At 71.8% G+C, this 19,039-nt stretch carries 12 protein-coding genes; 5 read left to right on the top strand and 7 right to left on the bottom strand.

The window, feature by feature from the left end; all coding sequences use genetic code 11:
- Positions 1-114 precede the first annotated feature (114 nt).
- Together AC3IX6_RS27220 and AC3IX6_RS27215 are read left to right on the top strand one after the other, a co-directional pair.
- Positions 115-3,894: an nSTAND1 domain-containing NTPase gene (locus tag AC3IX6_RS27220; RefSeq protein ID WP_489365455.1), complete on the top strand. Its 3,780-nt coding sequence runs from the start codon at positions 115-117 to the stop codon at positions 3,892-3,894.
- 208 nt (positions 3,895-4,102) lie between these two features.
- Positions 4,103-5,653, top strand: a complete 1,551-nt coding sequence (locus AC3IX6_RS27215; RefSeq protein WP_489365454.1) for a phosphodiester glycosidase family protein — start codon at positions 4,103-4,105, stop codon at positions 5,651-5,653.
- Between the two features lie 38 nt (positions 5,654-5,691).
- Here the strand turns inward: AC3IX6_RS27215 and AC3IX6_RS27210 are convergent, their stop codons facing one another.
- The 5 genes from AC3IX6_RS27210 to AC3IX6_RS27190 all read right to left on the bottom strand — a co-directional run bounded on the left by AC3IX6_RS27210 (position 5,692) and on the right by AC3IX6_RS27190 (position 11,614).
- Complete coding sequence (locus AC3IX6_RS27210; protein ID WP_489365452.1) at positions 5,692-6,699, bottom strand: LacI family DNA-binding transcriptional regulator; 1,008 nt, start codon at positions 6,697-6,699, stop codon at positions 5,692-5,694.
- A complete protein-coding gene (locus AC3IX6_RS27205) occupies positions 6,696-8,312 on the bottom strand; it encodes a glycoside hydrolase family 13 protein (RefSeq protein ID WP_489365450.1) in 1,617 nt (538 codons plus the stop codon). The genes AC3IX6_RS27210 and AC3IX6_RS27205 overlap by 4 nt, the downstream gene beginning before the upstream one ends.
- A 77-nt stretch (positions 8,313-8,389) precedes the next feature.
- A complete protein-coding gene (locus AC3IX6_RS27200) occupies positions 8,390-9,277 on the bottom strand; it encodes a sugar ABC transporter permease (protein ID WP_489365448.1) in 888 nt (295 codons plus the stop codon).
- 2 nt (positions 9,278-9,279) lie between these two features.
- Positions 9,280-10,326: a carbohydrate ABC transporter permease gene (locus AC3IX6_RS27195; protein ID WP_489365447.1), complete on the bottom strand. Its 1,047-nt coding sequence runs from the start codon at positions 10,324-10,326 to the stop codon at positions 9,280-9,282.
- Between the two features lie 7 nt (positions 10,327-10,333).
- Entirely contained in the window at positions 10,334-11,614 is a 1,281-nt protein-coding gene (locus AC3IX6_RS27190; RefSeq protein WP_489365446.1) for an extracellular solute-binding protein, read from the bottom strand.
- Between the two features lie 220 nt (positions 11,615-11,834).
- Here AC3IX6_RS27190 and AC3IX6_RS27185 point away from each other — a divergent pair, with 220 nt between their 5' ends.
- The 3 genes from AC3IX6_RS27185 to AC3IX6_RS27175 all read left to right on the top strand — a co-directional run bounded on the left by AC3IX6_RS27185 (position 11,835) and on the right by AC3IX6_RS27175 (position 15,703).
- Positions 11,835-13,589, top strand: a complete 1,755-nt coding sequence (locus AC3IX6_RS27185) for a glycoside hydrolase family 13 protein (RefSeq protein WP_489365444.1) — start codon at positions 11,835-11,837, stop codon at positions 13,587-13,589.
- Positions 13,590-13,615: 26 nt separating this feature from the next.
- On the top strand, positions 13,616-14,656 hold the full coding sequence (locus tag AC3IX6_RS27180) for a LacI family DNA-binding transcriptional regulator (protein ID WP_489365443.1): 1,041 nt from the start codon (positions 13,616-13,618) through the stop codon (positions 14,654-14,656).
- Between the two features lie 126 nt (positions 14,657-14,782).
- Entirely contained in the window at positions 14,783-15,703 is a 921-nt protein-coding gene (locus AC3IX6_RS27175) for a phosphatase PAP2 family protein (protein WP_489365441.1), read from the top strand.
- A gap of 22 nt (positions 15,704-15,725) precedes the next feature.
- On the opposite strand, the gene AC3IX6_RS27170 is transcribed toward AC3IX6_RS27175, so the two are convergent.
- Positions 15,726-17,327: an amidohydrolase gene (locus AC3IX6_RS27170; protein ID WP_489365439.1), complete on the bottom strand. Its 1,602-nt coding sequence runs from the start codon at positions 17,325-17,327 to the stop codon at positions 15,726-15,728.
- A gap of 81 nt (positions 17,328-17,408) precedes the next feature.
- Complete coding sequence (locus AC3IX6_RS27165; RefSeq protein ID WP_489365437.1) at positions 17,409-18,956, bottom strand: APC family permease; 1,548 nt, start codon at positions 18,954-18,956, stop codon at positions 17,409-17,411.
- Positions 18,957-19,039 lie beyond the last annotated feature (83 nt).

The raw sequence follows: 19,039 nt of genomic DNA, 5'->3' as shown, positions 1-19,039 counted from the left end.
CTGGGCCATGTCTAGCCGCCTGTTGATGTCCGGCGCCGGAACGGGGATTCCGGACATCAATAGCTGGACAAACACCACCCATCACGACTGCGCAAAGGCGCAGGAAGGAAGGTCATGCCCCGCCCCGAACGGCCGCTCGACCCGGACACCGGACCGCTGACACAGTTCGCCGCCGACCTTCGAAAACTGCGCGAGGAAGCGGGACGGCCGCCCTATCGGGCCCTGGCCAAAAGGGCGCACTATTCGTCCACGACCCTGTCGGACGCAGCGGGCGGGCACACGTTCCCGAGCCTCGGCGTCACGCTCGCGTACGTCGAGGCGTGCCAGGGCGACCGCCTCGAATGGGAAGCCCGGTGGCATGCGGTCGCCGCCGAGATCGCCGCGCGCGCACAGGACGCCGAGCCCGCGGAGACCGGCCGGCAGTGCGCACCGTACGCGGGGCTGTCGGCGTTCCAGCCGGAAGACGCCGACCGCTTCTTCGGGCGCGAGCGGCTGACCGCCGAGGTCCTCGCGAAGGTGCGCGACCGCCGGTTCCTGGCGGTCTTCGGACCGTCCGGATCGGGGAAGTCCTCGGTGCTGCGGGCGGGTCTCGTCGCCCGCGCGCGGGCATCGGGGTGGCCGGTGCTGCTGTTCACGCCGGGCTCGCATCCCGTGGAGGAGTGCGCCGTCCACCTCGCCGCGGAGACGGGCGCGGCTCCCGGCGCGCTGGTGGCCGAGCTGCTGGACGATCCCGCGGCGCTGCACCTGCGGATCCGGCAGGCCGTGATCGACCGGGCTCCGGACGTCGACGTGCTGATCGTGGTCGACCAGTTCGAGGAGGTGTTCACCCTCTGCGCGGACCGGGACGAACGGGACGCGTTCATCGCCCTGCTGATCGCGGCCGCCACGGCGGAGACCAGCCGCACCCGGGTGGTCCTCGGCGTGCGCGCCGATTTCTACGGCCACTGCGTCCAGGACCCCCGGCTGGTCGAGGCGGTGCGCGACGCGCAGATCGCGGTCGGTCCGATGAGCAGTCAGGAACTGCGCGAGGCCGTCACCCGGCCGGCGATGCTCGCCGACTGCACGGTGACCGGCCCGCTGCTGGCGGCCGTGGTCGCGGACGCGACCGGTCAGCCGGGTGCCTTGCCGCTGGTCTCGCACGCGATGGTCGAGACCTGGCGCCGTCGCAGCGGCAGCCGCCTGACCCTGGACGGGTATCTGGCGGCCGGCGGCATCCAGCACGCGCTCGCCCAGACCGCCGAGGCCGCCTACCGGGGGCTGTCCCCCGTACAGCAGGACCTCGCCCGCTCGCTGTTCCTCCGGCTGACCGCGCTGGGCGACGGTACGGAGGACACCCGGCGCCGCATCACCAGGGGCGAGCTGGACCCGACCCCCGACACCGCCTTCGTGCTCGAATCCCTGGCCCGGCAACGGCTGGTGACGCTGGACGAAGGGTGTGTCGAGATCACCCACGAGGCGATCATCCGGTGCTGGCCGAGGCTGCGGGGCTGGCTGACCGAAGACCGGGACCGGCTGCTGCTGCACCGGCAGCTCACGGACGCGACGGCCGGCTGGGAGGTCCAGGACCGCGACCCGCACGCCCTCTACCGGGGTGCCCGGCTGGCCGCGGCACTGGACCTGGCCGCGGCGGACGGCAGCCGGCTGACCTCCAGGGAGCGGCGCTTCCTCGACGCGAGCCGGGAAGCGCAGGCCGGCGATATGGCGGCGGTCAGGCGGCGGTCGGTCCGCCTGCGGCAGCTGGTCACGCTGCTCACGGTCCTGGTGGTCATCGCGGCGACCGCGGGCGGACTGGCCGTCGACTCGCGCGACTCGGCCCTCCGCCAGCGCAACGTGGCCATTGCCCGGAAGGCCGCCGCGGACGCGGCCGAGGTGCGGCGGCAGGACCCCTCCCTCTCGGCGCAGCTGAACCTGGCCGCGCACCGGCTGGCGGCCACCGGCGACGTCCGCGACCAGCTCATGAGCGCCTTCGCGACGCCGTACACGAGCCGTGTCACCGGCCACACCTCCGACGTGGTCTCGGTCTCCTTCGCTCCCGAGGGCCGGGTCCTGGCCACCGCGAGCTGGGACCGCACGGTCCGGCTGTGGAACGTGACGGACTCCCATCACCCCGTACAACTGGCCGTCTTGAACCAGCCGGAGCGGCTGATGTCGGTGGCGTTCGACGCGGGCGGCCACGTCCTGGCCACGGCGAGCGAACGCTCGGTGCGGCTGTGGGACGTGACGGACCGGCGTGCGCCCACCGAGCTGAGCACGCTGCCGGACCAGGCGTCCGCGCCGACCTGGGTGGCGTACGGACCGGGCGGCATGCTGGCCACCGGCCACGCCGACGGCGCGGCGCGGCTCTGGAAGGCGGCCGATCCCCGCCACCCACACCTCCTGGCCACCCTGCCGGGCCACACCCACGCGCTGACCTCGGCGACGTTCAGCCCGGACGGCCACACACTGGCAACGACCGGCGACACCACCACCAGACTGTGGGACGTCACCGACCCCGCTGATCCCACCCTCCTCGACGTCCTGCGCGGACACACCGACACGGTGACCTCGGCCGCCTTCAGCCCGGACGGCAGGACCATGGCGACCGGCAGCTGGGACCGCACCGCACGAATCTGGGACCTCGCACGAACGCAGCCACCGGCCGCCGTCCTACCCGTCCATCCCGCGATCGTCTGGTCGGTGGCCTTCAGCCCGGACGGCTCCACCCTCGTCTCGGCCGGGGGTTCCACCCAGTTCTGGGACGTCGCGGTCCCCACGAACCCGAAACGGACCAGCACGATCCAGGGCGGCTTCTACCAGACCGCGTTCAGCCCGGACGGCCACGTACTGGCCACCTCCGACCGGCTGCTGGACCTACGCGATCTATCACTCGCAACCCACGACGACGTGGTCACGTCCCTGGCGTACGCCCCCGGCGGCCGACTGCTCGCCAGCGCCAGCTGGGACGGCACCGCACGGCTCTGGCAGGTCACCGGCGGCCGGGCCCTGTGGCCGCTGTCGGTCCTGCACGGGCACACCAGGTTCGTCCGCTGCGTGGCGTTCAGCCCGGACGGACGCACCCTCGCCACGGCCAGCGAGGACGCCACCGTCCGGATCTGGAACGTGACCGATCCCCGCACACCCCAACTGACATCGGTCCTCACCCCCGGCGCCGGAGAAGTGGGCGGCGTCGACTTCGCCGCGAACGGCCGCCTCCTGGCCGTCTGGGCCCTGGGCACGGCCGGACTCTGGGACCTGACCGATCCCGCCCGACCCACCCGGCTGAGCCGGATCGCGGAGAACGGCCCGGGCGTCACGATGGCCTCGTTCCGCCCGGACGGCCGCACCCTGCTGACGAGCAGCGGCGAGTCCGGCTCCCCGCGCCTGTGGGACGTCAGCAACCCCCGCACCCCCCGGGAACTGCCGTCCCCGTTCCCGTCCGAGCCCCTGACCGGCGCCGTGTTCAGCCCCGACAACCACAAACTGGCCGCCTTCCACCGCACGGACAAGACGGTGTGGCTGATCGAAACCGACGCCGCCGACCACCCGGTGAAGGTGAAACGCCTGCCGGCATCCGGCTCCTGGCTCTACCGCCTGACCTTCGACGCGTCCGGCCGCCGCCTGGCGGCCGGCGCCGCGGACGGCAAGGCCCTGCTCTGGGACGTGAACGGTGCGACCACCCCCACCGTCCTCACGGGCCACGCGAACCCCGTACCGGCCGTGGCCTTCAGCCCGGACGGCACCACCCTGTCCACCGGCGGCAACGACTTCACGATCCGCCTGTGGGACACCGACCCGACCAGAGTCACCACCCGCATCTGCGCCAGCGCCCACCCCCGCATCACCAGAACCCAATGGGCCCACCACTTCACGTCACTCGCCTTCAACCCACCCTGCCCCGCCACATCACACCCGTGACCGTCCGTGACGGTCCGCGACCGGCCTGTCCGGTACATTCCCTGACGGCGTCACGAACAAGGGTTCGGGCGCAACTCCCTTGCCTGACAGCCTGAATCGAGTTCACTTGCGCACGCCCCGCAGACTTCTGGTATCTGCAGTCGCCCTGACCTCCCTGCTCGCTCTGTCCTCGAGCGGCGGAGCCTCGGCGGAAGACCAGAGCACCCACATGCCCCTCGGCCCGAGCACCTTGGAGACCAAGGTGGGCACCCCCGACACGCTTGTGGAAGGTGTCACCTACCAGAAGTACTGGCAGGGCGAGGCGAAGGACTTCTGGTCCGTGTGGCTGGAGATACCGATAGCCGGGGCGCCGTCGAGTTGGCAGGTCGGCAACAAGGAACACGCCCAGAATCTCGTCAACACGCTCGCGGACAAGGGATTCGCGGGCCGGGTGGACACCTTTGACGCACACTCGACGGTGGACACCCCCGAACTCAAGGGCATGGGACACACCGTCCGGGTGGGCAATTTCCAACCCGAGCAGCGGACCGAAGCCGAACGACTCAAAGGGTGGTTGGCGGAGGCCGGCCATCCGGGTCGCGTCGTCTACACGGCGGAGGACGGCAAGGTCGGCTCCGGCCCCTGGGAGGTACGGGTCATCAAGGTTGCCCCCGGCGCCAAGGTCTCCCTGGAGGCCGTGCACGGTGTGGACGTCCAAACGGCCGAGAGCGTGCGCGACATGGCGAAGCTCAGCAAGGCTCTCGTCGCCGTGAACGGATCCGAGTTCGACATTTCCACGGGCCCCGAACACCCGGGGTACACAGGGGACCCGCAAGGCCTGTACCTGCAGAACGACAACCTGCTCAGCGAGGCCAACAACGGCCGCACGGCCCTCCTCCTGGAAGGCCCCGGCGTCCATGCCCGCGTTGCCGAGATCACGACGAAGACCCAGGTGAAGGCGCCGGACGGATCCAGCCGCGCGGTGGACGGAATCAACCGGCTGCCCGGCAGGATCCTCGGCTGCGGCGGCGTCGGCGGTGACATCCGCGCCGTCGACGGGGTGCCCTCACTCGCGCCGTGGCGCAACACGGTGTGCACGGACACCGACGAGGTGATCGTCTTCCGCCCGGAGTGGGGAACCACGACTCCCCCACCGCTCTCGGCGCTGACGGACAGCATCGACGTCGTCATGGACGGCAACTGGGTCGTCCAGTCCACCCGCAGCCCCGCGGGCGGCCCGATCCCGGCGGGAGGCCGGGTACTGCAGGGCATCGGCGCAGGCGCTGCCTGGCTGCGCGCACACGCACTGCCCCAGATGAAGCTCACGGCGACCACCAGCGTCCTGGACTCCGACGGGAAGTCCGTCACCAGCCCGACGACCACGGTGTCGGCCGTGGCCGGCGGCGGGCCCGCCCTGGTGCGCAACGGCGAAGTCTTCATCAACACCACCGCGAACGGCATGACCAACGTCAAGGGTGAGCCCAACAACAGCATCGTGCAGCGCCACCCGCGCACGCTCGCCGGTGTGACGGCCGCGGGGGAGCTGCTCCTCGTGACCATCGACGGGCGCCGTCCCGAGAGCAGCGTGGGCGTCACCCTCCACGAAGCCGCAGAGGTCATGAAGTGGCTCGGCGCGAAGGACGCGCTCTCGCTGGGCGTCGGCGGGGACACCACGCTGGTCGCCAAGGACCTCCTCTACAACAGGCCGATGGACGTCTGGGGCACTCAGACCCTTGAGCGCAAGGTGGGCACGGCCGTGGTGATCAAGCCCACGAGCTAGAGCTCCCCCGTCCCCTATCCCCCCTGTCCCTCAATCCCCTACCCCCCGGGCCCCTGGCCCGTGGACCCCCGGACGACCAGTTCCGGCTGGAAGATGTACTCCGTGCGCTGGACCGGGGTGCCGGCGACTGCTTCCAGGAGGGCTCCCACCGCTGCCGTGGCCATGGCGCGGACCGGTTGGCGGACCGTCGTCAGCGGGGGGTCCGTGAAGGCGATCAGCGGGGAGTCGTCGAAGCCGACCACCGAGATGTCCTCCGGGACGCGCAGGCCCCGTTCGCGGGCCGCCCGTATGACGCCCAGGGCCATCGGGTCGCTGCCGCAGACGATGCCCGTGCAGCCCCGGTCCAGCAGGGCTCCGCCCGCCGCGTGGCCGCCCTCGACCGTGAACAGGGTGCGCTGGATGAGGCCTTCGGCCGCCGCCGCCGGGAGGGCGGCGGTGAAGCCCGCCTCCTTCCGCGCGGACGGCACGTAGCGCGTCGGCCCGATGGCCAGGCCGATCCTGCGGTGGCCCAGGTCCTCCAGGTGGCGGACGGCCATGTCCGCCGCCGCGCGGTCGTCGGGGGAGATGAAGGGGGCCTGGACCTGCTCGTTGAAGCCGTTGATGAGGACGAAGGGGACTCCGCGCGCCGCGAGCCGCTGGTAGCGCGAAGGGTCCGCCGAGGAGTCCGCGTGCAGGCCAGACAGGAACACGATGCCGGTGACCCCGCGCTCCTCCAGCTGCTCCACCAGTTCGTCCTCGGTGGCCCCGCCCGGGGTCTGCGTGCACAGCACCGGGGTGTAGCCGTGGCCCGCGAGGGTCTGCTCGATGACCTGGGCGAACGCCGGGAAGATGGGGTTGGTCAGCTCCGGGGTCAGGAGGCCGACCAGGCCGTTGCTGCGCCGGCGCAGCCGGACCGGGCGTTCGTAGCCCAGCAGGTCCATGGCGGCCAGCACCTTGTGCCGGGTGCCGGACGCCACGCCCGCCTTGCCGTTGAGCACGCGGCTGACGGTCGCCTCGCTGACCGCGGCCTGCGCGGCGATGTCCGTCAGCCGCAGCGGGGAGGTCATCCCCGCCACCACACCGCCGTGTCGGCCGGCAGCTCCGACGGGTCGGGCAGGGGCCCGCTCGCCAGCAGTACGGTGCCCTGCGCGGGCATCCGTACGGGCCCGTCCGTGGTGTTGACCGTGCAGGTGAAGTCGCCCCGGCGGAAGGCCAGGACGCCCGCCGGGGCCTCCAGCCACTCGACCGCGTCGCCCGCGCCGAGCTCCGGGTGCGAGCGGCGCAGGCGCAGCGCGGTGCGGTAGAGCTCCAGGGTGGAGGCCGGGTCGCCGGTCTGCGCGGCCACGCTCAGGCCCGCCCACTCGGCCGGCTGCGGCAGCCAGCTGCCGCCCCCGCCGAAGCCGTACGGGGCCTCGGTGCCCGACCACGGGATCGGTACGCGGCAGCCGTCGCGCAGCCCGTCCTGCCCGGCGCCGCGGGCGAAGGCCGGGTCCTGGCGGACGGCGTCCGGGAGGTCGACGACCTCCGGCAGCCCGAGCTCCTCACCCTGGTAGACGTACGCCGATCCCGGAAGCGCCAGCATCAGCAGCGCGGCGGCCCGCGCCCTCGCCAGACCCTCCGCCCCTCCCCCGTACCTGGTCACATGGCGCACCACGTCGTGGTTGGACAGCACCCACGTCGTCGGGGCGCCCACCGGGCGCATCGCGTCCAGCGACTCGTCGATGGTGGCGCGCAGCGCCGCCGCGTCCCAACCGGTGTTCAGGTAGTGGAAGTTGAAGGCCTGGTGCAGTTCGTCGGGCCGCAGGTACATGGCCGTGCGGTCGGCGCTCGGCGTCCAGGCCTCGGCGACGCCGATCCGGTCGCCGGCGTACTCGTCGAGCACCTTCCGCCAGGAGCGGTAGATCTCGTGGACGCCGTCCTGGTCGAAGAAGGGCAGCACCTGGTTGCCGAGCAGCTTGAGCTGTTCGCCGCGGCCGAGGTCGGGCAGGCCGGGGGCCTTGACCAGGCCGTGGGCCACGTCGATGCGGAAGCCGTCGGCGCCGAGGTCGAGCCAGAACCGCAGGATCGAGCGGAACTCGTCCTGGACGGCCGGGTGTTCCCAGTTGAAGTCGGGCTGCTCGGGGGCGAAGAGGTGCAGGTACCACTCCCCGTCGGCGACCCGGGTCCAGGCGGGTCCGCCGAAGATGGACTCCCAGTCGTTCGGGGGCTCGGCCCCGTCCGCGCCCCGCCCCGCGCGGAAGTGGAACCGTTCGCGCAGCGGCGTACCCGGCCCTTCGCGCAGTGCCTGCTTGAACCATTCGTGCTGGTCGGAGCAGTGGTTGGGGACCAGGTCCACGATGATCCGCAGGCCCAGCTCGTGCGCTTCGCGGATCACGGCGTCGGCGTCGTGGAGGCTGCCGAACATGGGGTCGATGGCCCGGTAGTCGGCGACGTCGTAGCCGGCGTCGGCCTGCGGGGAGGCGTAGAAGGGGCTGAGCCATACGGCGTCGACCCCGAGGTCCTTCAGGTACGGCAGTCGGCTGCGGATGCCTTCGAGGTCCCCCATGCCGTCCCCGTTGGAGTCGGCGAAACTGCGCGGATAGACCTGGTAGATCACCGCTTCTCTCCACCAGCCGGGCAGGGTGCCGGTGGAGGTGGGGAGGCCGTCCCACGAGGTTTCGGCGGCGAGGTGCTGGGTCATGTCGTCCTTGAATGGGTCGGGCCGGGGGTGAGAGGGGGCAGGCACCGGGTGGTCGGCCCGTGCGCGCGGGGGGCTGGTCAGCCCTTGGTCGCGCCTGCCGTCATCCCGGCGACGAGGTGACGCTGGGCGAAGAGGAAGAAGAACGCCGCGGGGATGGCGATGAGGATGGAAGCCGCGCTCATCGCGCCCCAGTTGGAGGTGTATTGGGTGACGAAGGTCTGCAGGCCGCCGGCCAGCGTGAGGTTCTCGTCGCCGACCATGAAGGCGGAGGCGTACGCGACCTCGCCCCAGGCGGTGATGAAGGCGTAGAAGCCCGTGACGGCAAGGCCCGGCTTGGCCAGCGGCAGGATGAGGCGCCAGAAGGTGCCGAAGGGGTTGAGCCCGTCGACGCGGCCGGATTCGTCGATCTCGACCGGGATGGTGTCGAAGAAGCCCTTCATCATCCAGGCGCAGAACGGCACGGCGATGGTGAGGTACGTGATCACCAGGCCGAGCGGCTGGTTCAGCAGCCCCAGGTCTCCCATGAGGTTGTAGAGGGGGACGATGAGGATGGCCATCGGGAACATCTGCGTGATGAGCAGGGTCCACATCAGCGGCTTCATTCCGGGGAACTTGAAGCGGCTGACGGCGTATCCGGTGGTGGCGGCGATGAACACCCCGAGGACGGTGGTGATGCCGGCGACGAGGACGGAGTTGCCGAACCAGGAGAGGAAGGAGGTCGACTCCAGCAGGTAGCTGTAGTTGTCGAGCGTCGGTTCCTTGACGAAGTCCGTGGAGATGGCGTGCTTCGCGGGCTTGAGCGAGGTCAGCAGGATCCACAGCACGGGGAAGACGGCGATCACGGCGGCGACGGCCAGGGTGGCGTGCAGTCCGGCGGAGGCGAGCGGTGAGCGCTTGCCGCGCGGGCGGACGGAGGCCGCCTTCGAGGGCCTCGCCGAGTTGGTCGTCTCGGAGTTGGTCGTCACGGTCACCACACCTCTCCCTGCTTGCGCAGCGAGCGCCGGTAGACCAGCGCGAACATCGTGAGCAGCAGGAGGATCAGTACGCCCCAGGTCGCCGAGACCGCGAAGTCGCGCGGGCTCGTCACGAACGCCTCGCGGAAGGCCTGGGTCACCAGGATCTCCGTGGAGTCGCCCGGGCCGCCCCGGGTGAGCAGGAAGATCACCGGGAACATGTTGAAGGTCCAGATGGTGGAGAGCAGGATCACGGTCATGCTGACCGTCCGCAGTCCCGGCAGGGTGATGTGGCGGAACCGCTGCCAGGGGCTCGCTCCGTCCATCTCGGCCGCTTCGTAGAGCTCGCCGGGGATGGACTGCATGCCGCCGAGCAGGGCGACCATCATGAAGGGGACGCCGAGCCAGACGTTGACGGCGATGACCGCGATCTTGGCCCAGGTCGGGTCGTCGAGCCACGGGACGGCGGAGATGCCGCCGCCTTCGAGGATCTTGTTGAGGATGCCGTTGTCGCGGTTGAAGAGGAACCGCCAGGCGAAGACGGAGACGAATCCGGGGACGGCCCAGGGCAGGATGAGTGCCATCCGGTAGGCGGCGCGTCCCTTGAACTCGCGGTTGAGCACGGTGGCGAGGCCCAGGCCGAGCGCGAAGGTGACCGAGACGCAGGCGACGGTCCACAGGACCGTCCACACCAGCCGCTGCAGGAACACCGGGTCGGCGAGGACGTCGGCGTAGTTGTCGAGTCCGACGAACTGGTACGTCGCCTCGATGTGGTTGACGCCGATGGTCCGGCTGACGTTGCGCTCGGTGGCGTCGGTCAGCGACAGGTAGACGCCGCGGACGAGCGGCCAGCCGATGATGACGCCGAGCACGAGCACCACGGGGGTGATCATGGCCCAGGCGTACCAGTGGGTGGCGAGGGCCCGCTTCAGCCCGGGGCGGTTCTTCCCGCCGGCGTTGCCGTCAGTCCTGCGGCTCCGGCCGCGGGCGGCGGGACCGGCGTCAGGACCGGTCTCGCTACCCGCGGCCTTCGCCACCGACTGGCTGGTGTGAGCAGCCATCTCTTCGTTACTTCCAGCCCTTGAGGATCTTGCGGAATTCGGCGCCGGCCGCCTTGGCCGCGTCCTCCGGGCTCGAGGCCCCGGTGATCGCCTTGGTGTATTCGACCTTGAGCGGCTCGAAGAGGGATCCGTTCTCCGGGATCCAGGCGCGCTCGACGGCCTTGTCCACGGCCGGCTTGAAGAACTGCACCATCTCGCTGGACTTGACGTCGGGCTGCTCGTAGGCGGCCGTCCGGGTCGGGAGCAGGCTCAGCTCCTTGGCGGACTGGACCTGCACCTCCTGCGAGGTCATGTAGTCGACGAAGGCGTTCGCGGCGGCGATGTTCTTGGAGCCCGCGTACACGGCGAGGTCGTGGCCGCCCTGCGGGGCGCCCGCCTTGACGGAGCCGGCCGGGACGGCGGCGATGCCGAGGTTGGCCTTGTCCTTGAACTGGTCGCCCGCGTAGGTGTCGGCCACGGCCCAGGGGCCGTTGATCATCATCGCGGCCTCGCCCGTCTTGAAGGCGGTCTGCATGTTGGTCCAGCCGTCGGTGGCGTTGGTGATCGCCGCACCCGAGGTGACCAGGTCGCGGGCGGCCTTGAAGGCCTTGACGCCCGCGGCGTTGTCGACGGTGACCGTCTTGGTCTTCGCGTCGACGAGGTCGCCGCCCTCTCCGTAGATGAGGGGGAGGAACCAGTAGGAGTCGTCGCCGCGCAGGTAGAGGCCGGCCTTGCCGGTCTTGGCCTTGATGGCCGCGGCGGCGGTCTTCACCTCTTCCAGCGTCTTGGGGGGCTCGACGCCGGCGTCGGCGAGCATCTTCTTGTTGTAGAAGAGGCCCATGGTGTCGATGACCTGCGGGACGCCGTAGGTCTTGCCCTCGTACTTGCCGCTGGCCGCGGCCTGGGGCAGGAACTCGGTGTCGATCTTCTTGGCCGTGTCGGCCGGGACCTCGGCGAGGTAGCCGAGGGAGGCGAAGTCGGCGACCCAGCCCACGTCGGCGCGGATCACGTCGGGGGCCTCGGAGCCGCTGCTGAAGGCGTTCTTGACCTTGTTCTGCGCGTCGCCGTACGGGACGTTGACGTACTTGACGGTCACCTTGGGGTGCTTGGCGGTGAACGCCTCGGCGAGCTTCTGGAAGGACGCCTTCTCGGCGTCGTTCGAGGTGTCCCACCACGTGACCGTGCCGGAGAGCTCCCCGTCGGCCTTGGCGCCGCCGTTGCCGCTGCCGTCCTTGGTGTCACCGCCGCAAGCCGTCGCCGCGAGCGCCAGAGCCGCGACCAGCGCGGTGGCCGCTATGCCACGCCGCATATGAACTCCTTCGATGATCCCGGCCGCGCCTCGCGGTCCCGAGTTGCCGAGAACGTAACAAGCCTGAAAGCCGACCGAAAGACCTTGCGGGAACTTTCTGCAAGAAGAGGTGATCGTTACATCCGTGTGTCCGTACGGTTGCCGCAGCTTGCTGTTAGTTCGAACCCTCTTCGACTGTCCGGGCCCGCAACCAGGGGGTGCGTACGCGCGTTGACCCGATATGACCCATGAGTTGACCGCCTCCCGGCTTGCAAGCGCTTCCAGCAACGCCACCGCGAGCGGCGGCTGGTGGCGCGATGCCGTCATCTACCAGGTGTACGTCCGCTCCTTCGCGGACAGCGACGGCGACGGGATCGGGGACCTGCGCGGGGTCCGCGAGCGCCTGCCCCACCTGGCCCGGCTCGGAGTCGACGCGGTGTGGCTGACCCCCTTCTACGTCTCCCCCCAGGCCGACGGCGGCTACGACGTCGCCGACTACCGGGCCGTCGACCCCCTCTTCGGCGACCTCTCCGACGCCGACGACCTCATCCGCGCCGCGCACGCGCTGGGGCTGCGGGTGATCGTGGACGTGGTCCCGAACCACACCTCCGAGCAGCACGCCTGGTTCCGGGCGGCACTGGCCGGGGAGCCGGAGGCCCGCGACCGCTACCACTTCCACCCCGGCCGGGGGCCCTCCGGGGAGCTCCCGCCCAACGACTGGGAGTCGGTCTTCGGCGGCCCCGCCTGGACCCGGACCCCGGACGGCGCCTGGTACCTGCACCTCTTCGCCCCCGAGCAGCCCGACCTGAACTGGGAGAACCCGGAGGTCCCCGAGGAGTTCTCGGCCGTCCTGCGGTTCTGGCTCGACCTCGGCGTCGACGGGTTCCGGGTGGACGTGGCCCACGGCATGATCAAGGCACCGGGCCTGCCCGACATCGGCCGCGGCGCGCAGGCCACCCTGATCGGCACCGAGCCGCTCCCCTTCTTCGACCAGGACGGCGTCCACGCGATCCACCGCTCCTGGCGGCGGCTGCTCGACTCCTACGAGGTCCCGCGCATCGGGGTCGCCGAGGCCTGGGCGCCCACCTCCGAGCGGCTCGCGCTGTACGTCCGCCCCGACGAACTGCACCAGGCCTTCAATTTCCGCTTCCTGAACTGCCCGTGGGACACCGGCGCGCTGCGCACCGTCATCGACGAGTCCCTCGCCGCCACCGGATCCGTCGGCGCCCCGACGACCTGGGTGCTGTCCAACCACGACGTCGTACGGCACCGCACCCGCTACGGCAGCCTGGCCCGGGCTCGGGCCGCCGCGCTGCTGATGCTGGCGCTGCCCGGATCGGCGTACGTCTACCAGGGCGAGGAGCTCGGGCTGCCCGAGGTGGCCGACCTCCCGGACTCCGCCCGCCGGGACCCGGCGTTCCGCCGCGGGCGCCGGGAGCCGGACCTGGGGGTCGCGGCCGCCGGGGCCGCGCCCGGCGCCGCCTCCGAGGCGGCCGGGCAGGAGGGGCTGCGCGACGGGTGCCGGGTGCCGATCCCCTGGTCCGGGCAGGAGCCCCCGTACGATTTCGGGCCCGCCGGGAGCTGGCTCCCGCAGCCGGCCGGCTGGGGCGGGCTCAGCGTGGCCGCACAGACCGGCGACCCGCACTCGACCCTGGAGCTCTACCGCGCCGCCCTGGAACTGCGCCGCGCGATGCCGGGGCTCGGGGCGCCGGAGGCGGGGGCCGACGGCTCCTCCGCCGACGCCGACTCCACCGACTCCACCGACTCCGCCGACGCCACCGCCGACTCCGCCGGAGGCACCGGCATGCAGTGGCTGCCCGCGCCCGAGGGGGTGCTGCTCTTCACCCGCCCCGGCTTCGCGTGCACGCTCAACACCCGCCCGGTCCCGCTCGAAATGCCCTCGCCCGGACGGCCCGTCCTGTCCAGTGCCCCGGTGGAGACGGACGGCCGTACCGTCCGGCTTCCCCCGGATTCGTGCACGTGGTGGTCATGGTGAACGTCCGACCGGTACAGTCCAATCCCGTGACCGCACGGCTAGCCGACATCGCAGCCCAGGCGGGGGTCAGCGAAGCCACAGTCAGCCGCGTGCTCAACGGCAAGCCCGGTGTGGCCGCAGGCACCCGTGAATCCGTGCTGGCCGCCCTCGACGTGCTCGGCTACGAACGCCCCGTACGGCTGCGCCAGCGCAGCGCGGGACTCGTCGGCCTGATAACCCCCGAGCTCGACAACCCCATCTTCCCGGCGCTCGCCCAGGTCATCGGCCAGGCGCTGACCCGGCAGGGCTACACCCCGGTGCTGGCCACGCAGACCCCCGGCGGATCCACCGAGGACGAGCTCGTGGAGATGCTCGTCGAACGCGGGGTCTCCGGGATCATCTTCGTCTCCGGGCTGCACGCGGACACCACGGCCGACATGGGCCGCTACGACCAACTCCGCGGGCAGGGCGTCCCGTACGTCCTCATCAACGGCTTCTCCGACAAGGTGCAGGCCCCCTTCGTCTCGCCCGACGACCGGGCGGCGATGCAGCTCGCGGTGACCCATCTGACCGCGCTCGGGCACACCCGGATCGGGCTGGCCGTGGGACCCAAGCGGTTCGTGCCGGTGCTCCGCAAGATCGAGGGCTTCCGGCTGGGCATGAAGGAACGGCTCGGGCTCGGCGAGGACGAGGTCGAGGAGCTGATCCAGCACTCCCTCTACACGCTGGAGGGCGGCCAGGCCGCCGCGGCCGCGCTGATCGCGCGCGGCTGCACGGCGGTGGTGTGCGCGAGCGACATGATGGCGCTCGGCGCGATCCGGGCGGCCCGGCAGCAGGGCCTGAAGGTCCCGCAGGACGTGTCGGTGGTCGGCTTCGACGACTCCCCGCTCATAGCGTTCACGGATCCGCCGCTGACCACCATCCGCCAGCCCGTGCAGGCCATGGGCCAGGCCGCGGTACGGACCCTGCTGGAGGAGATCGGCGGTACGCCGGCCCCGCACAGTGAGTTCGTGTTCCTCCCCGAGCTGGTCGTCCGCGGTTCGACCGCCTCGGGCCCCCAGCAGGGGCGCGGGGCCGCGCGCCCCTGAAGGGCGCCCCTGTCGTTCCCCCTAGGGACGTAAGGCCTCCGGTCGTCCCGGAGGCGGAGGGGCTGCGACCAAGACCGTCCCAAGGGATGATCGAAGGCGAGTCCGCATCTGGCAGACTCTTTTCCTATGGGTGAAGCGAGCGTGAAGACACTGGATACCCGGACGGACGTCTCGTCACCCCCCGTGACCGAGAGCCAGGACCGCCCGGCGTCGTCCGAGCGTGCACTGCTCTCCAGGCTGCGCGTCCCCAGGCGACCCCGGATCTGGTTCGAGATCCTGCTGATCGCGGTCAGCTACTGGACGTACTCGCTGATCCGCAACGCCGTGCCCGAGCAGAAGGCGGCCGCGCTCGCGAACGCCGACTGGATCTGGAAGGTGGAGCAGGCGCTCGGCATCGCCGTCGAGGAGAAGATCAACCACGCCGTCAATTCGGTGACCTGGCTCGTGGTGGGCATGAACTACTACTACGCCACGCTCCACTTCGTCATGACCATCGGCGTGCTGGTCTGGATCTACCGCTTTCATCCCGGGCGTTACGCGGCGACGCGGCTCATCCTCTTCGCCACCACGGGCGTGGCCCTGGTCGGCTACTACTTCTACCCGCTCGCGCCGCCCCGGCTGATGAACGGGCAGAACTTCGTCGACACCGTGCTGGTCCACCACACCTGGGGCTCCATGGCCTCGGGCAACCTCAAGCACATGTCGAACCAGTACGCGGCCATGCCGTCCATGCACATAGGGTGGTCGCTCTGGTGCGGGCTGACGATCTTCGCGGTCGCCTCCGCCCCCTGGGCCCGGATCCTGGGCCTGCTCTACCCGACGGCGACGCTGGTCGTGATCGTGTCGACCGCCAACCACTTCTGGCTCGACGCCGTCGGCGGCATGCTCTGCCTGGCCTTCGGCTACACCGTCTCCCGCGCCTGGTACGGGTCGCTCCCGCACCGGCTGCCGCGCCGGCCCGAGGAGACCGGCCGCCACCCGGTGGCGGCGGCCGTGCTGAACCATCCGGCGCTGAACCATCCGGCGCTGGGCCGCTTCCGGCGCTGAGCCCCCGCGCCGCTCCGCCCCCTCACCCCTCCCTGTGGGTGATCCGGCCTCCCGACACGGTGAGCCGGACCGGCGCCCCGGCCAGCTCGTCCGCCGGAGCCTCCACCGGGTCCAGGCCGAAGGCGGTCAGGTCGGCCCGGAATCCGGCCGCGATCCGCCCCGCCACCGCTTCCTCCCCCGCCGCCAGCGCGGCGTGCGAGGTCATGCCCTCCAGGGCCATCAGCCCGCTCAGGGCCGCCCCCGTCCAGGCTCCCGTACCGGCCGAGGCCGCGCCGCGCGGGTCGCGGGCGGTGGTCAGGACCTGGCGGGCGTCGTAGTGGGCGATGGGCCAGTCGGAGCCCAGGGCGAGCACCGCGCCGGCCTCGCGCAGGTCCCGGCAGCGCCAGGCGCGGCCGGCCCGCTCCTCCCCCAGTCGCTTGGACCACTCGTCGCTGTGGTCGGCCCGGGTGTACGCGGTGTGCGGCGGCTGCATCGAGGCGATCACCCCGAGCTCCGCGAACCGCTTCAGCTGGCCGTCCGGGACCGTCTCGATGTGCTCGATCCGGTGCCGCATGCGGCCCCGCAGGCCCAGGGACTCGACGGTGTCCAGGACGTGCCGGACCGCCGCGTCGCCGATGGCGTGGGTCGCGGTGCGCACCCCGGCCGCGTCGAGGACCCGTACCGCCTCGGCGTAGGCCTGCGGGTCGGGCCAGAAGGCGTCGGTGCCCCGGCCGTGGCAGTCGGCGTGTTCCAGCCAGGCGGTGCCGCCCTCGACGGTGCCGTCCATGAAGAACTTCACCCCGCCGACCTTCCAGTGGCGGCCCATGAGCCGCTGGAGCTCGATCAGCTCGTCCAGGTCCTCGCCGGTGGCCCCGGGCATGCACCAGGGCGAGAGGTTCAGCCGCAGCGGGAGGTCGCCCTCGTACTCGGCGGTCGCGAGCAGGGCGGGTACGTCCCCGTCGCCGAGGTCCATGACGTGTGCGCCGGTCAGCCCGGTGGCTGCCATGTCGGAGAGCAGCCCGGTGAGGCGTTCCCGGCGCTCGGTGTACGTGGGCTTCGGCGCGAGCGCGCCGACCAGGTCCATCGCGGCGTGCTCGACGAGGTGCCCGGTGGGCCGCCCGTCGGCGTCGCAGACGATCTCGGAGCGCTGGGCGAAGGCGCGCGGTCCGGTGATCCCGGCGGCGGCCAGCGCCGCGCCGGAGGCGAGCGCGGAGTGGCCGTCGTAGAGGCGCAGGAAGGCGGGGGCTCCGGCGAGGGCCTCCTCGATCAGGGCCTTGTCGACGGGGCGGCCGCCGAAGGCGTTGTGGTCGAGGCCGAAGCCGGTGACCCAGCCGCCGGGACCCCGGCCGGCGGTGCGGAGCGCTGCGCGGAGCTGGTCGAGGTCGGTGACGGCGGAGAGGTCCGTACCGGTCGCCATCTCGATGCCCCAGACGGGGTGGCTGTGGGCGTCGGTGAGGCCGGGGACGAGGGTGGCGCCGCCGAGGTCGACGGTCTCGGTGCGGGGTCCGCGCCACGCGCGGACGTCGGCCTCGTCCCCGACGGCGACGATCTCGCCGCCGAGGACGGCCACCGCGCGGGCCTCGGGGCGGGCGGGGTCGAGGGTGCGGACGCGGGCTCCGGTGAGGACGGTGTCGGCAGCGGGCACGGCTCTGCTCCTTGCGGGGGTGCGGGCGGGTCGGGCGGGTCGGGCGGGTCGGGCGGGTCGGGCAAGTACGGGTGCTGCGGGCTATGCGGACGCTACGGGCGCCGCGGGCTCCCCGTGCGCGGCCGCGGGTACTACGGGTGCCGCTGACCCGGCCGGCTCCTCCGCGAACCGGGCGTAGACCTCGGGGCGGCGGGTCTTCAGGCGCTGGGCGAGGGCGAGCCCGGCGAGGAAGACGGCGGGGACGAGGGCCACGAGGAGGGTGTTGACGGTGGTGGAGGCCATGGTGAAGAGGGCCACCTTGGAGACGACCAGGCAGATCGCGACGGCCAGCAGCACGGCGGCGGCGACGGGCGCGATCAGGGTCCGCCAGGGCCCCTCGTCGTGCCGGACGCGGCGGAAGTAGACGGGTACGGCGATCGCGGCGAGCAGCATCAGGGCCATGAGGCCGATCATGCCCGGGGTGTTCACCCAGAGCAGGAGCTGCTGGTACGGGTCGGCTCCGGCGAGGGCGAAACCGAGGACGATGACGGCGCCGAGGGCGGTCTGCGCCGCGCCGGCGACGTACGGGGAACCGTGGCGCGGGTGGATCCGGCCGAGGGCGGCGGGCAGGACGCCTTCCTCGGCGAGGGCGAGGGCGTACCGGTTGATGGCGTTGTGGAAGGCGAGGAGGGAGGCGATGACGCTGGTGACGATGAAGACGTGCATCAGGTCGGCCGCCCAGGGGCCCACGTAGGTGGTGATGGCGGTGAAGAAGAGGCCGGCGGGGTCCTCGGTGGCGGCGGCGAGGACTTCCTCGGAGCCGAAGGCCTGGATGACGGTCCAGACGATGAAGGCGTAGAAGAGGCCGAGGAAGGCGACCGCGATGTAGGTGGCGCGCGGGATGGTCCGGTCGGGGTCGCGGGCCTCGCGGCGGTAGATGACGGTGGACTCGAAGCCGGTGAACGCGGCGAAGGCGAAGGCCAGGACGGCCGCGGTGCCGGGGACGAGCACCGCGCCGGGGGCGAAGGAGCCGGCCGAAAGTCCGTGGGCGCCGCCCTCGATGAGGACGCCGCCCGCGAGCAGGACGAGTATCCCGGTCTCGGCGACGAGCAGGATGCCGAGCAGTTTGGCGCCGAAGTCGATGGAGCGGAAGCCGCCGTACCAGACGAGGAGGAGGCCGGCGAGGGAGACGGGCAGCCAGGGGATGTCGAGGCCGGCGAGTGCGTGCCCGGTGTCGGCGGTGGTGGTGCCGAGGAGCCCGTAGACGCCGATCTCCATGCCGTTGTAGCCGATGAGGGCGAGCAGGGCGGCGCCGATGCCGACGCGCTTGCCGAGGCCGCGGGCGATGTAGGCGTAGAAGGCGCCGCCGCTGCGGACGTGGCGGCTCATGGTGGTGAAGCCGACGGCGAAGACCGCGAGGGTGAGGCCCGCGAGGAGGTAGCCGGCGGGGGCGCCGATGCCGCCGAGCAGGATCGCGACGGGGGCGACGCCGGCCATGACGGTGAGCGGGGCGGCGGCGGAGACGACGAAGAAGGAGATGTCGGCGGTACCGAGCGCGCCGCGGCGCAGGTCGGTACCGGTTCCGCCTGCGGTGGCGGGACCGGTTGCGGGACCGGTGGCGGATCTCGGCGGCTCGGGCGTTTCGGGCATGCGGGAGCACCCTTCTGCGAACGGCAGGCGGCGGGAAGCCAAAAACCTAAAGGCTTTCGGTTTGCGGCAATGTAGCCTCCGGT

The organism is Streptomyces sp. GL_141, from assembly GCF_057834385.1.
This window is presented reverse-complemented; position numbering and strand designations above follow the sequence as displayed.